The 15,033-nt window shown below is 69.8% G+C and carries 9 protein-coding genes and 2 pseudogenes; 4 read left to right on the top strand and 7 right to left on the bottom strand.

Annotated elements, in window-relative coordinates; all coding sequences use genetic code 11:
• The 6 genes and pseudogenes from ACZ7OY_RS31045 to ACZ7OY_RS31020 all read right to left on the bottom strand — a co-directional run.
• Positions 1-1,718 (bottom strand): annotated as a pseudogene (locus ACZ7OY_RS31045) (hypothetical protein); the annotation flags it as partial.
• A gap of 101 nt (positions 1,719-1,819) precedes the next feature.
• Complete coding sequence (locus ACZ7OY_RS31040) at positions 1,820-2,818, bottom strand: patatin-like phospholipase family protein (protein ID WP_471914482.1); 999 nt, start codon at positions 2,816-2,818, stop codon at positions 1,820-1,822.
• 166 nt (positions 2,819-2,984) lie between these two features.
• Positions 2,985-4,793, bottom strand: coding sequence for an AMP-dependent synthetase/ligase (locus ACZ7OY_RS31035; RefSeq protein ID WP_471914481.1), 1,809 nt, complete (start codon positions 4,791-4,793; stop codon positions 2,985-2,987).
• A gap of 122 nt (positions 4,794-4,915) precedes the next feature.
• A complete protein-coding gene (locus ACZ7OY_RS31030; RefSeq protein ID WP_471914480.1) occupies positions 4,916-6,460 on the bottom strand; it encodes an MFS transporter in 1,545 nt (514 codons plus the stop codon).
• Between the two features lie 336 nt (positions 6,461-6,796).
• Positions 6,797-7,384: a TetR/AcrR family transcriptional regulator gene (locus ACZ7OY_RS31025; RefSeq protein ID WP_384727832.1), complete on the bottom strand. Its 588-nt coding sequence runs from the start codon at positions 7,382-7,384 to the stop codon at positions 6,797-6,799.
• 484 nt (positions 7,385-7,868) lie between these two features.
• The gene (locus ACZ7OY_RS31020; protein ID WP_471914479.1) at positions 7,869-8,390 is read right to left on the bottom strand and encodes a winged helix-turn-helix transcriptional regulator; all 522 of its coding nucleotides are present in this window, start codon (positions 8,388-8,390) and stop codon (positions 7,869-7,871) included.
• 115 nt (positions 8,391-8,505) lie between these two features.
• On the opposite strand from ACZ7OY_RS31020, the gene ACZ7OY_RS31015 reads away from it, so the two are divergent.
• The 3 genes and pseudogenes from ACZ7OY_RS31015 to ACZ7OY_RS31005 form a co-directional block, all read left to right on the top strand.
• Complete coding sequence (locus tag ACZ7OY_RS31015) at positions 8,506-9,018, top strand: SRPBCC family protein (RefSeq protein ID WP_471914478.1); 513 nt, start codon at positions 8,506-8,508, stop codon at positions 9,016-9,018.
• Positions 9,018-10,067: an LLM class flavin-dependent oxidoreductase gene (locus ACZ7OY_RS31010; protein ID WP_471914477.1), complete on the top strand. Its 1,050-nt coding sequence runs from the start codon at positions 9,018-9,020 to the stop codon at positions 10,065-10,067. The genes ACZ7OY_RS31015 and ACZ7OY_RS31010 overlap by 1 nt, the downstream gene beginning before the upstream one ends.
• A 36-nt stretch (positions 10,068-10,103) precedes the next feature.
• Positions 10,104-10,355: pseudogene (locus ACZ7OY_RS31005) on the top strand (NAD(P)-binding domain-containing protein); the annotation flags it as partial.
• Positions 10,356-10,426: 71 nt separating this feature from the next.
• Here ACZ7OY_RS31005 and ACZ7OY_RS31000 read toward each other — a convergent pair.
• A complete protein-coding gene (locus ACZ7OY_RS31000) occupies positions 10,427-10,981 on the bottom strand; it encodes a hypothetical protein (protein WP_471914476.1) in 555 nt (184 codons plus the stop codon).
• A gap of 823 nt (positions 10,982-11,804) precedes the next feature.
• On the opposite strand from ACZ7OY_RS31000, the gene ACZ7OY_RS30995 reads away from it, so the two are divergent.
• A complete protein-coding gene (locus ACZ7OY_RS30995; protein WP_471914491.1) occupies positions 11,805-15,029 on the top strand; it encodes a TIM-barrel domain-containing protein in 3,225 nt (1,074 codons plus the stop codon).
• Positions 15,030-15,033: the final 4 nt, after the last annotated feature.

The following is a 15,033-nucleotide window of genomic DNA, read 5'->3' as shown; positions in this document are numbered from 1 at the left end:
ACACTCACATGACCGTCCTTGGCACCCGCCACGAACAGACTCCGCCCGTCCCGACCCACCACCACAGCACCCGGACCACCCACAACCGCGATCGGATCGCCGTCGACAGCCGCCGAACCCGGATCGACCACGGACATCGCATCGGCATCCGGGCAGGTGACGAACACGAGCCCGTCGGCGCTCGCCGCCATGTCCCGCGCGCCGGCGACGGCGACGGAACGCGTGATGGGCCCGTCGCCGTCCATGGTGGCGACGAACACTCCGTCGGCCGTGGCAAGGACGTGTGGTCCGTCCCCTGCCAGCGCGAGATCGTTCAGATCCGACCCCAGCGGGACGTCCACCTCCGCCAGGAGCGTCTCGATCGAGTATCCGGTGAAGGAAGCCCCGTTGGTGACGTAGACGCGCTTTCCGTCCGTCGCCATGGCTCGGTCCGCCGCCGCCGGGACAGAGATGTGGTCCACGATGGCGCGGGTGTCGGTGTCGATCAGTGACATCCTGTCGTGCCCGACGACGTAGACCTGTGCACGGACCGGGTCCGCTGCCAGGTCGAACGGGCTCTCGAAGTCGAGGGTTGCCACCACTTCGTCGACGGTCGAGTCGATCACGAGGACCTTCCCACCCACGACATCGGCGACGTAGACTTCACGCCCGCTCTTCTCAGTCACCACCGCAACCGGCTTCAGACCGGCGGGAATCCGCCTGTCCGGAGTGCTGACGACCGACACTGCGTTACTCTCCCCGAGGGTCAGAAGAAGGTTCCGGCCGTCGGGACTCATGGCCACTCCCTCGGATCTGCGGGCCGCGGCGACCGTACGGATCCGGGTCGGGAAGGTCAGCAGCGACTGGCTTTCGACACTGGTGGCGTAGAGACGTTCCCCGTCGCGGGACATGACCAGACGGTCCACCCCTTCCGCAGCGAACTCGCGGACGACGGACATCCTGGCGGTGTCGACGACGGCGACGGCCTGGGTGGGCTGGGAGACGTACAGTCTGCGCCCGTCGGGGGACAGCGCCACGTCCCTGGGTTCGGGGCCGACCTTGATCTCGGCAGTCACCTCGAAGTTGTCGGTGTCGACGACGCGCACCACGCCCGAATCCATGCCCAGTACGAAGACCTGCCGCCCACCGGGGCCGACCGCCAGGCCCGGCATTCCATCCATGTCCGGACCGACGCCGATCGGGGCGCCCAGCACCCTCATGGTCTGTGTCTCGACCACCACGAGGGTCGAGCCGCTCTCGTCCGCCGCGTAGATGCGATCACCCGTGGGGGACATCGCGAGAATGGTCGGCAGGACACCGACCTCCACGGTCTCGGTCACCACGTTGTCGGTGGTGTCGATCACGGCGACACCCATCGGCAGGTCGAATGGCACGTTGCCCAGGGGTACATAGGCGAATCGACCGTCCGGGGAGACAACGCCTCCTGAGGGACGGCCACCGAGCTGGATGGTGCCGATCACGGACCGGGCCACGGTGTCGACGATCGCGACGACGCCCTGCTCGGCCATCGTGTACAGACGGCCGTCGTGCGTGAGGGTGACGTGCCGATGCAGGTCGGGGCAGGCGATAGTGGCCGTCACCCGGCAGGTGACCGCGTCGATCACGCAGATGACGTCGTCGAGGTCGCAGATCGCGTAGAGCTGGCGACCGTCGTAGGACATCAGCAAGCTGCCCGGCCGGTGACCGAGGAAGCTGCGGGTCGGAGTGAGGTCGGGCATTACCTCAGCATGGAGTCGGCCCAGAGCTCACCCGGGGGAGCCCAGCCGTCTGAACCGCGAGTCCCCTCATGTGGATCAGCGTGCACGACCTCTGTCTCGAGTCAGTTGCCACCCGGCGTCCATGCGTCGGGAAGTCGGTCGCAGGCGTCGTGGACGGCGGTGCGGCCGGCCTCCAGTGCTGTTTCGAGGAGGGCGCCTTCGCGGGCGAGGCGGCCGACCGCCGGTGAGTCCGGGGCGGGGCGGATCGAGACGATCGCCGGGTGACAGGCGAGACGTGCGTCGTCCTCGGCCCAGCGTGTCTCGCGGTCGAGGAACGCCTGGCGCAGGGCCGCGGATTCATGGCGCAGAAACCGCTTGGCCACGAGTGGTGCGGAGCGGGACGGCCGCGCGACGTCGACCGCCCGCCGGGAGCGCAGCACCATGACGTGGGTCGCACCTTGAGCCAGCGCGGTGCGGTACGGCACGGACTCGGAGACGCCGGCGTCGTAGAACCGGTGTCCGCGCAGCGTGACCGGAGGACCTGCCAGCAGGGGCAGCGAGGCGCTGGCGCGCAGCGCCAGGCGGAGCTCTGCGGCATCGCCGATGAAGGGGCGCAGGTCGGTGGACTGCCCGGTGGCGGCGTCCGTGGCCAGCGGGTGGTACTCGATGGCGCTCGCGAGGACCGAGTCGAAGTCCATGGGCGCGAAGTCGCCGTCGCCGTACCGGTAGAGCACCTCGTAGAAGCTGTGCAGGTCCACGAGCGGCCGTCCGCGCAGCGGGTTCGAGCGCCGGATCAGTGTTCTGGCGTATTTGGGGACGGTCCAGAAGCGCAGCGACTGGGGGCTGCTGCTCAGCAGCCACGCGCCGGAGGCGGCGCCCGCGGAGGCGCCGTAGACGGCGTCGAAGCCGTGGGTCAGTCCGAGTTCGTGCAGGGCGAGGGCCATCCCGCCGGCGATGATGCCGCGCATCCCGCCGCCCTCGATGGCCAGCGCGACACGGTGCCCGTCGGTGCGTGCGCCGGGCCGGCTGCCGGCCCGTGCGCGTTCGGTGAGCACGCTCCAGACCGGGTGCGGTTCCTCGGGCCCGGGTGCGGCGGCAGGGGGTGTGGGGGTCGTCGTCATCGTAGGCAGGGCTCCAGAGCGCTGTTCGGGGGTGGGATCTGCGTGCCCGGGTCGGGGACGGCGCGGCACGGCGGGCTGCGGGCGACAGCGGTCTTGGCTTGGCCGTCCCCCTGTAGCGGCTGAGCCGGCTTCGCGGCCGTCGTCGACGCCGGAGGGCCCAGGTTGCTCAGACACCGCCATGACGCTCTTCGTACAGGGCGTCGATGTCTGCCGCGAAGTCTTTCAGCATCACCGTACGTTTCAGCTTCAGGGACGGCGTGAGCCGGCCCGCCTCCTCCGTCAGCACGGTGTCGAGGATGCGGAACTTCTTCACCGCCTCGGCGTGCGAGACCGCCGCGTTGCCGTCGTCGACGGCGGCCTGGACGGCCGCCAGGAGATCGGCGTCGTGCCTCAGGTCGGACAGGGGCGCGTCGTGGGGCTTGCCGTGAAGCCTCTTCCAGGTCGCCAGGAATTCCGTGTCGATGGTGATCAGACAGGCGACGAAGGGGCGGCCGTCGCCGACGACCATGCACTCGGCGATGAGCGGGTGTGCCCGGATCCGGTCCTCGATGACCGCCGGGGCGACGTTCTTGCCGCCGGCGGTGACGATGATCTCCTTCTTCCGGCCGGTGATCCGCAGATAGCCGTCCCGGTCCAGCTCGCCCAGGTCACCCGTGGCGAACCAGCCGTCCCGTAGCACCTCGGCGGTGGCGGTCTCGTCCTGCCAGTAACCGGCGAAGACCTGAGGCCCCTTCAGCAGGACCTCCCCGTCGTCCGCGATCCGTACGGACGCGCCCGGCAGCGGCCGTCCCACGGTGCCGATGCGCGGGGTGTCCCAGGGGTTGACGGTGGTGGCCGCGCACGTCTCGGTGAGGCCGTAACCCTCGAGCACGGTGAAACCGATGCCGCGGTAGAAGTGACCGAGCCGCTCGCCCAGCGGCGCACCCCCGGAGATCGCGTAGGCGGCGCGTCCGCCGAGCGCTGTCCGCAGCCGGTGGTAGACGAGGACGTCGAACAGCCTGTGGCGCAGTCTCAGGCTCAGCGACACCTCGCCCGCCTGGGCGGCGCGGCTGTAGGCGACGGCGGTCTCGGCGGCCAGGTCGAAGACCTTGCCCTTGCCCTCGGCCTGCGCCTTGGCCCGGGCGGCGTGGTAGACCTTCTCGAAGACGCGGGGCACGCCCAGGATCAGGGTCGGCCGGAACGAGGCGAGTTCCGCGGTGACGTCCTTGAGGTCGGCGACGTGCCCGAGCCTGATCGGTGCCATCGCGGCGGCGATCTCGACGATGCGGCCCAGCACGTGCGCCTGCGGCAGGAAGAGCAGCACCGAGGAGTCGCCCGTGCGGAACAGCGGCGGGAGATACCGGATGGCGTTGCCCAGTTCGGCGAGGAAGTTGGCGTGGGTCAGCTTGCAGCCCTTGGGCCGGCCCGTGGTCCCCGAGGTGTAGACGATGGTGGCGAGTGAGTCCCGGTCGAGTGCGGCCCTGCGCCGGTCCACCTCCGCGTCGGAGATCCCGGCGCCGGCCCGGCGCAGGGCCTCGATCCCGCCCGCCTCGATCGACCACACCTGCCCCAGATGCGGCAGTCGTGCCCGGACCTCGTCCACCACCGCCTCGTGGCGCGGGAGTTCGGCGATACAGGCGACCGCCCCGGAGTCGCCGAGGATCCATTCCACCTGCTCGGCGGAGGAGGTCTCGTACACCGGCACCGTGACGGCGCCCGCGCACCAGAGGGCGAAGTCCAGCAGCGTCCACTCGTAGCGGGTCCGGGAGATCACGCCGACCCGGTCCCCGGCGCGAATCCCCGAGGCGATCAGTCCCTTGGCGGCGGCACGGACCTCGGTGAGGAACTCAGCCGCGGTGAGGTCCTCCCAGGCTCCGTTCGACTTGCGGCTCACCACGGGGACCCAGCCGTGCCGCTCGGCGTTGCGGTGGATCACATCGGTGAGGTTCGCCTCGATCGGTACTTCGTAAAGGGCCGGAAGGCCGAACTGACGCAAGGTGCTGTTCCTCTGTCTCTGGGGTGGTGCGAGCTGCCCTGGCGTCGAAGGCAGTTGATCCGTCACCGATGGGTCGACCGGCCATCGGCTGCGTGCACCGCTGGAGGGCGGATCGACCAGGGCTACTCCGCGCTCCGCTCCAACCGTCCGGCCTTCACCGGTTGCGCGGCGGAGTCGGTCGATGCTCCAGGTGCGCTCCCCTCCCCGGACACCACGGGGGACTTCGCGACCAGACTGCTCCGGGTACGGTCCTTGGCCAGCCCGGCCAGGGCGACGGCCACGGTCAGTGTCATGGCGCCGAGCGCGATGGCGAAGCTCATCGTGAACTGCGACTCCTGCGGCAGATCGATGCCCTCGGGCAGGCCGGGGATCGTCCTGGACGCCAGCAGGGAGGTGACCACGGCCGAGGCGATGGCCGAACCCAGTGACCGGGAGATCGAGTTGATGCCGTTGGCGATGCCGGTCTGCTGCACCGGCACACTCGCCGCGATCAGTGCGGGCATCGCGGCGTAGCCGAAGGCGATCGCGACACCGGTGAACAGTCCGGCGCAGACGACGCTCGCGGTCTGCCCGTGGCCGAAAGCCAGCCAGGCGAACCCGCCCGCGCCGACCAGACCGCTGATCGCCAACGTCAGCCGGGCACCGATCCGGCGGACCAGGACGCCGCCGACCGGAGCCGCGACCAGAGCCACCAGGGAACCGGGCAGCAGATATTCCACGCTGGCCCGCAGCACCGACGCCGTGAAGCCGTAGCCGGCGATGCGCTCGGGCATCTGCACCAGGTACGAGATGCCGATGAACTGGGTGAAGGCGGCGAACCCGACGAGCAGGCCGGCCAGATTCGTCATGGCCACCTGGCGGTGCGCGAACATCCGCATGTCCACCAGCGGGGCGGAGACCTTCAGCTCCACGAGTACCCACACCACCGCCATGACCACGGCTCCGGCGAAGCACCCGATGACCTTGCCGGAGCCCCAGCCCCAGGTGTGGCCCTGGGAGATGCCGAGCAGCAGCAGGACCAGGAAGGCGGCCAGGACGAGGGTGCCGGGCACGTCCACACGGCCGCCGACGCGATGGCCGCCGTCCGGGACCAGGAGGAGGACCGCGAGCAGCGCGAGGACGGAGACGGCGGTGGAGAACCAGAAGACGGAGTGGTAGTCGGGGTCGCTGCCCTGGGTGAGCAGTCCGGTGACCACCAGCGACAGGCCGGAGCCGAACGCCAGGGTGGAGCTCACCAGCGCCATGGCGCCGTGCAGCTTCTCGTGCGGGACCTGGTCGCGGACGATCGACAGCGCCAGCGGGAAGATCGCGGTCGCCGAGCCCTGCATCACCCGGCCGACCAGCAGCAGTCCCAGCGAGGTCGTCAGGGATGCCAGCAGCGAGCCCGCGACCATGACCACGAGGACGGCGACAAGGGTCTGCTTCTTGCCGTGGAGATCGCCGACGCGGCCGAGCAGCGGGGTGAAGACGGCGGCGGAGAGCAGGGTCGCGGTGGTGACCCAGCTGACACCGGCCGAGTCCGTGTGCAGTGCGGTGCCCAGCAGCGTCAGGATCGGCACGACCTGGGTCTGTGCCATCGCCACGACCATGGCGGCCAGGCCGAGGGCGAGAACCGGCGCAGTGCTGCTCCGCTTGGCTGCCTGGGCGGCAGCCGGGGTGGAACTCATGGGGCAGTGGATCCCTTCAAGGGTGAATGGCATTGACGGTTCATGGGCTTGATCGACTTCGCGGGCGGCCGCTGCGAAGGCGCGCCTCTCGATCTCACCGACCGGCCGTTCACTTTATCATTCACTGGCCTTTCACTAGCCGGTGGCTAGTGAAAGGTCTGCCATGGTCGGACCGACTCGGAGAGCAGAGAAGTGTCCCGGCGAGTGAGGGGACGAAGGGGCGAGGGGTCTAGAAACCGGTGCAACGCCTGGGCGCGCGGCGCGTCATGCGGCCGGAGCGGCGCCCGCGCCCTGCGTCGCAGCCGTCATCCGTCACCGGATGTCACGGACGTCGGCTCACGCCTCGCCGGGCACGGCGAGCAGGCCGCGGGCGGTCAGCAGAAGCGTGGCCCTCAGCTCGTCGTCCGAGAGGTCGGACAGCTCGCCGAGGCCTTCCAGCATCCACACGCACATCACATAGGCCATGCGTTCCGCCGGGGTGGGCGAGTTGCCGAACAGAACCCGCAGGACCCGGCGCCTTCGCCCGTCGTTCTCGGCGTAGATGCTGGCGGCCCGCATCTCGGGATCGTGCAGGAGCATGGTCCCGAGTTCACGGTTGCGCACCAGGAAGTCGACCCAGCCGACGGCGTACGCCTCCAGCCTCTCCTGACGCGATGTCATACCCGCCAACTCGTCCAGGAGCAGGGTCATTTCCTCCACCGGCGCATCGAGCGAGGCCTTGAGGATCTGCGCCTTGGTCCGGAAGTGGTAGTAGACCGCGGCCTTGGTGATGCCCATGTCGTCCGCGATGGACTGGAGCGAGGTCGACTGGTAGCCGTGGGCGGTGAAGAGCCGCTGCGCCGTCTCGACGATCTGCCGCCGGGTCGCTGCGGCCTGGGCGGACCGACTGACCACCGGGACGTCCGGCTCTCGCTCGCTGAGCACGCTCGCTCCCGCAGGGGTCTTGCCTTCATGGGCCCTGGTGACCGACCACCGGACGCCGCCCACCTTACCCGCACCGTCCGTCGGCCAGCCATCGACAGGTGCGTCCGGGCCCCGGCCGTCAGCCGGCCGGGGCCGGATCGGACCCGCCCGGCCGCAGCGCACCGGCACCTCCCGGTGACGGCCTGCCGCTTCAGGACACGGCGACGGGCCGCGGGCGGGGCTCCTCGGGAAGGCCAAGCGGCATCTCCGCACACCGCGGGCCTCGCCGTGCAGGCGGCCGGCGACGCCGCCGACGCGGCGAGCGCCGACAACCTGCAGACGCACGGCGGCATGGGCTTCACTTGGGAGGCGAGTGCGCACGTCCTGCTCAAGCGGGCCCGGGCCAGGCGCGCGCTGCCCGGCACGTCCGCCCGGCAACTGGCTGCCATCGCGGGCCGTCTCCTGGAGACCCGGACCGGGGCCGGGGTCGGCGACCGGTCCGGGGTCAGTCCGCGGCCGGCGTCGGCTCGTCCAGCCCGAACCGGCGCCGGATGTCCGGACGGTCGAGCAGTTTCGCCGGGTAGCCGGGGCCCGGGCGTGGGGTGACGTCCTCCCAGGCGAGCGGCTCCTTGCAGTGGGAACACACCACTTCGCCGTGGACGTCGTGGCCGCAGGTCTCGTGACGGGTGATCACCGGCGGTCCCGCCTCGCCCGAGAGCCACCGGTCGCCCCAGTTCGTCATGGCGAGGATCACGCCGTAGAAGTCACGGCCGGACTCGGTCAGCAGGTACTCGTGGCGGACCGGCTGGGTCTCGTACACCTGCTTCTCCAGCAGTCCGGCCTCCACCAGCCGACGCAACCGCTCCGACAGGGTGTTGCGGGCGATGCCCAGCTCCTGCTGGAACTCGTCGAACCGGCGGATCCCGTAGAACGCCTCCCGCAGCACCAGGGGGGTCCACCAGTCGCCGAGCAGGTCCATGGTCCGGGCCACCGAGCAGGGCCAGTTCGCGAACGACGTACGCCTCATGCCCCCGATGGTACGAGTCCTTCGAAAAACTCAGCAGACAGCAGGGTCGCAGACCTTGCGACAGTGAGTCCAAATAAGCAACTATGCAGGTAGACGAGGGAATGGAGCACAGGTCATGGAGTGGACGGGACAGGTCTACGCGGACACGCCCACCGTCTCCGCGCAGACGTACGTCGACGCGCCGCCGGAACGTCTGTGGGGATATGTGAGCGACATCCATCTGATGCCCGAGCTCAGTACCGAGTTGCAGCATGTCGAGTGGCTCGACGGCGCGACCGGCCCGCGAGCCGGGTGCCGGTTCCTCGGGCGCAGCGCCCACCCCGCGCTGGGCAACTGGGAGACGACCAGCACGATCGTGGACTGCGAGGAGCCGCGGTGCTTCGCCTGGGCCGTGGGCGGCCCCGACCGTCCCATGAGCGTGTGGCGGTTCACGCTGCACCCGCAGGGTGCGGGCACGGTGCTGGAGCAGTGGGCGCAGCTGGGACCGGCCCGGTCCGGGCTGAGCGCGGCGATCGACGCGATGCCGGACAAGGAACAGAAGATCGTGTTCGTGCGGCTGCGCGAGTTCGAGGCCGGTATCAAGGCCAACCTCGCCGCCGTCAAGGAACTGGCCGAACGGGAGAAGTGATGCGCACAGCGACCACCATCGAGGCCTCCGGCGGCGGCCCCTGGGGCGAGACCGTCGAGTTCGTCCTGGAGGCCGAGAAGCTGGGCCTGGACATCTGCTGGGTGGCCGAGGCATGGGGCAGCGACGCCCCCTCGCCGCTGGGCTATCTCGCAGGCCGTACCGAGCGGATCCTGCTCGGCTCCGGGGTCGTCCAGCTCGGCACCCGTTCCCCGGTCACCATCGCGCAGACCGCGATGACGCTCGCCCACCTCTCGGGCGGCCGCTTCCTGCTCGGACTGGGCGCGTCGGGGCCGCAGGTCATCGAAGGCCTGCACGGAACACCGTTCGCGCGGCCGCTGACCCGGATGCGGGAGACCGTCGAGATCGTCCGGCGCGCCTTCGCCGGGGAGAAGATCGAGTTCCAGGGCCGGCAGTTCACCATCCCGCTGCCCGACGGCGAGGGCCGCCCGATGCGGCTCAGCGTGGAGCCGGTGCGGGTGCCGGTCTACCTGGCCACCCTGTCCCCGAAGATGCTCGAACTCACCGGTGAGATCGCCGAGGGCTGGCTGGGCACCAGCTTCGTGCCCGAGGGTGCCGACGCCTACTTCACCCACCTGGACACCGGACTCGCCCGGGCCGGCCGTACCCGCGCCGACCTCGACGTCTGCCAGGGGGCCGAGATCAACATCGTCTCCGACGAGGGTCGGCTGGCCGAGGTCGTCGGCAGCCGCAAGAAGGAACTGGCGTTCTCGCTGGGAGGCATGGGCTCGGGCTCCACCAACTTCTACAACAACGCCTACAGCCGCCAGGGCTGGGCCGACGTCGCCGCCCGGATCCGTGAACGCTGGCAGGCCGGGGACCGCGACGGCGCCACCGCCCTGGTCACCGACGAGATGGTCCTGGCCACCACCCTGATCGGCACCGAGGACATGGTCCGCGACCGGCTCAGGGACTGGGACACAGCCGGCGTGGACACCGTCCGCCTCTACCCGGCCGGCGACACCCTCGAAGCGCGGCTGGACAACCTCGGCCGGGGCATCGACCTCGTCCGTTCGCTCGACGCCCGGTAACGGCCCCGGACACAATCCGCAAGGACCACCAAGGCAGTGACCGCCACCTCATCGGCACCACCGGCCGCCGCTCCCGATGTGACCGGTCAGGTCGTCGGCATCCTCGGCCGGACCGGGTCGCAGGGCCGGGGGCTGGCGTACCGGCTCGCCCGCGCGGGACAACAGGTGATCATCGGATCGCGCTCCGCCGAACGGGCCGGACGGGCGGCCGAGGAACTCGGCCTGCGCCAGGGCCTCGGCAACGCCGAGACCGCCCGCGCCGGCGACATCGTCATCGTCGCCGTGCCCTGAGAAGGACACGGCACCGTGCTGGAGAAGCCGCCCGGACGGATCCCGCAGCACATGGCCCGGGGAGACGGTCAGCCTCCGGCAACCAGCTGCCCGTCGACCCTGCCCTCGTCGTCCGCGCTGGCCAGCAGGTCCACGATCACCGAGCGGTCGGTGTCGTTCCGCCAGACGACGGCCGCGCCGTACGACGGCAGCACGCCGATGACGGTGCCGAGCACCTCCTGGGTCTGGCGGTTGACGGCCCGGAAGTCGCCCCGGGTCACCGTCCCCGACTCGCTGACCGAGACGGTCACCGTCTCGCCCGGCTGCGCCACGACCCTGTCGCAGAACTTGTAGGAGCCGGGCTGGACGCTACACGTGTACGGGGCACTGTCGGCGGAAGGTGCCATCGCACCCTGCCGTGTGCCGACGGAGACCGCCGACGCCTCCTGGGCCGAGGCCGCCGAGACCAGCGGCACGGCCAGCGCCACGCAGGCGATGGCGCACACCCACCGTCCGCGCCGCGTGGTGGAGAGGAACGGGGTTCTGCCCTGCCGGGCCGGACGGTTGTCGCGTCCGGGGCCGGCGCCGCCGGGGCCTGCTACGACGCCAGGGGCCACTGGTGCTGCATCGGTGGCCGGCTTCATGTCTGAATCACCTCGCGCACACGCCTCGAGCCGTCGCCGTGGCGCCGCGGCACTCTCGTGGGCGGGCACAGCACAGCGCTGGGACATTGGGTGAGTCGAGCTGGTGCCGCCCGGTCGTGCCCGCGCCTGCGTCACGGCATCGCCGCCGGAGGCGGACTGTGAGCGGCCGGCGCGTCACCGACACCGCTAGGGCGGTCATCACGCACCTTCTGACGATTTTGGTGCCCGTGCGTGGCACCCGCAACCGGAGCACTTCGGTCGCGCATGACGGGGTCCGGCCGCAGTGCGGCAGGACCATGTCCGGCGGCAGGGCAGCGTTCGGGTCGGGCACGGTGGCGCGGTTTCGCGGCCGGAGTGAGAGCAGTCATCACGCAGGTCGCTGTTGGAGTTCGTTCGTTTCGCCGCCCTCATTGACCTCGAATCGAACATGACGCCACACTGTCAGGCATCGTCCCTCAACCGGCGTGTGCAGTCCGGACGCTGCTCGTTGTCTTACGTGCGAAGGCTTGCGTCGCTGCGCACCGGTGCGGCGGAGGAAGGAAGAAACTCCTTGAGTGTCGTCCTCGAACTCCCGCGGACGCGTCTGCCTCTCGTCGGCATGACGACGGTCTCGTCAACCGGGCCGCACTCACAGACCGTTCCCCTGACGGCAGGTTCTGACGCCGCTTCGTGAGACGTGCGCACACAGCACAGCCAGGGCCGAGATGGGACGTCTCGTCACCGAGTAGACGGAGTCGACATGCCAAGTGCGGCCAAGATGCGACGTTTCAGATCCGTGCGGCGGCAGGTGAGCACGGCCGTGGCGCTGTCACTTGCCACCGCCATGGCACTGGCCGGTGGCGGCCCGGCCTCGGCCGGGCCCCTGTCCCCCGGGGATGCTTCCGACCAGCGCATTCCCACCGTCACATCCGGCGACGCCCGCTTCGAAGTCCTGTCGCCGACGCTGATCCGCACCGAGTACGCGGGCGACGGAAAGTTCACCGACGAGCCCACCTTCAACGCGATAGGCCGTACGGGATTTGCCCGGACCGCCTACTCGGCCCGCGTATCCGAGGGCTGGCTCACCATCAAGACCGACGCCACCGAATTACGCTACAAGGTCGGATCCGGACCGTTCGATACGGACAATCTTTCCGTGCGTGAGACCGCGGGCGACAACGCGGTCACCGCCACCCCCTGGCAGCGACTGACATGCTCGCTCGGCGCGCTGTGCGAGGCGGAGCGGCTCCAACTCGACGGCGTGTCCGTCGCCGAGGACCACAGCGGCCACACCGGCGCGGGCTTCGCGGCCGGCTTCGCGGGAACCGGCAGCTCGGCAAAGGCTGACATCGATGTCAGCAGCGCCGGGACGTACGACTTCGACATCCGTTACGCCAACTCCGTGGGCGGCGACGGAAAGAACGAGACAAGGACGCTCTCCCTGACCGTGGACGGCGCCGCACCGCAGAAGGTGTCCTTGCCGACCACCGCGAACTGGGACACCTGGAAGCTCGTCACCGCGCAGGTGGCGCTCAGCGCCGGTCACCACACCGTGGCGCTCACCCGGACCGCTGACGACTCCGGGAACGTCAATGTCGACAGCATCGCTCTGGTCCGCTCCGAGGACTCGTATCCGTCGGTGTCCACCACCGCCATCACCGACTGTCTGCTCGGCACGAGTTGCGAGGCGGAAGCAGGGCGGATCTCCGGTGGCGCCGTGAGCGCCGATGACCATCAGGGCTATGCCGGAAGCGGCTTCGTCGCCGAGATGAACCAAGGGGCCGGCGTGACCACCCACCTGGTCGGGATCCCCGAACAGGGCAGCTACACGCTGCGGATCCGTTACGCCAACGGTACGGGCGGCGACGGTCGGCACGAAACCCGTACCGCGTCCCTCTCGTCCGGCGGCACGACTGTCCCCCTGTCGCTCCCGGCGACGGACGACTGGAACGACTGGGAGACCGCAACGGCACGCGTCACACTGAACGCGGGCCAGGACGATCTCAGCCTCGGCTGCCCGGACACGGCGAGCTGCCACGTCAACCTGGACACCATCTCCCTGGCCCCGGCCGACGCCCCCGCTCCGCAGCCGCATCTCGCACTCGGCGGCTACCGTCGCGGCCTGGACGGTGTGACCGGCAACGGCCCCGCTCCGGTCACCACACCCGGCCTCCTGAACAAGGACGGCTGGTACCTGCTGGACGACACCGTGTCGGCGCTGTACGACACGACGACGCAGAAGGTCACGCCCCGGCCCTCGCACGGCGGCAGCCCCTATCAGGACGGCTATGTCTTCGGCTTCGGGCACGACTACAAACAGGGCCTGAGCGACCTGGCGACGCTGACCGGCCCGTCCGCGCTGCTGCCGCAATGGGCTTACGGAGTCTGGTACTCGGAGTACATCGACCGCACGGCAGCCGACTACGAGGACACGATCCTGCCGGCCTTCAGATCCGAGGGCGTACCCCTGGACGTGCTGGTGACCGACACCGACTTCAAGGCTGTCAACGACTGGAGCGGGTGGGAGATCGACACCGCCAAGTTCCCCGATCCCAAAGGCTTCTTCGACTGGTCCGCCGAAGAAGGGCTGCACAACACACTCAACGTGCACCCGAGCATCCTTGCCTCCGACCCCCAGTTCACGCAGGCCCAGGCGACCGCCAAGGGCAAGTTGACGAAGGGAGGCTGTGCTTCGGCCGCTTCGGTCCAGGGCAATTGCTACACCTTCGACTTCGGCGACCCCGATCAGCTCAAGGCATACCTGGACCTCCACCGCACCATGGACGAGCAGGGCAACGACTTCTGGTGGCTCGACTGGTGCTGCGACCAGTCGCAGGCAGCGCTGGCAGGGGTCACGCCGGACGCATGGATCAACCAGCAGTACGCCACTCTCACCGGCCACGACTCAGGCCGAGGCTTCGTCCTGTCCCGCGCCTACGGCTCGCTCCAGGCCGGCGGCTACAGCGGCCAGCAAGGCCTGCCGACCGGACCGTGGGCCGACAAGCGCAGCACCGTCCACTTCACCGGTGACACCTCCTCGACCTGGGGCGCCCTGAGGCTGGAAGTCGGCTACACCCCGGGCGAGTCCGCCGCCACCGGACTGGCCGCCATCACCCACGACATCGGCGGCCACAACGACACGACGGGGCTCAAGGGCTCGGAGACCTACACCGACGCCGGCGGCACGCACAGCACGCACAAGCTGCCGGACGACCTGTACGCCCGCTGGGTCCAGTTCGGCACCTTCCAGCCGATCGACCGTCTGCACAGCAACCACAGCGACCGGCTGCCCTGGCAGTACGGCCCGCAGGCGCGGCAATCGGCGGACAAGTTCCTCAACCTCCGGGAAAACCTGGTCCCTTACACCTACTCGCTGGCCGAGGAAGCCAACCGGACGGGCACCCCCATCGTTCGTCCCACCTACCTGGAGTACCCGGACGAGGCGCAGGCGTACGCCACCGCCGGCAGCGAATACTTCTACGGCTCCGACATCCTGGTCGCCCCGGTCACGACAGCGGGGACGACCGCAACCACCTCGGTGTGGTTCCCGCCGGGCCGGTGGACCGACTACTTCACCGGAAGGACCTACCAGGGCGGCACCACGCAAGCGATCACGACCGACCTGAACTCCATGCCCGTGTTCATCAAGGCCGGCGGAATCGTTCCGACCCGCACTCATGACGTCACCAGCAACGACCGGGCTCCGCTGACCGAGTTGACGCTGACCGTCGCCCCGGGCGCGGCGGGCAGCTACTCCCTCTACGAGGACGACGGCTCCCCCGCCGCCGCGCGCCACCGGGGCCACAGCGCCACCACAACCATCCGATACGCCGAGCACCGTGGCCGCCACACCGTCTCCATCAGCGCGGCGAAAGGCTCCTTCCGCGGCCAGGTACGGAACCGGCAGTGGACGCTGTCGATACTCGGCGCGACCCACATGCCGGCCGAGGTCACCACGGGCAAGGGACGACTCGCCCCGAGCCAGTACCACTGGAACGCCGACACGCAAGTCTTGACTCTCACCTTGCCCCGACGCCCCGTGCACACCCCGATCGCCATCACCTACTAGGAGT

The sequence above is a fragment of the Streptomyces sp. NPDC107559 genome, assembly GCF_055657365.1.
The sequence above is the reverse complement of the archived record's forward strand: the minus strand, read 5'-3'. Positions and strand labels throughout refer to the sequence as shown.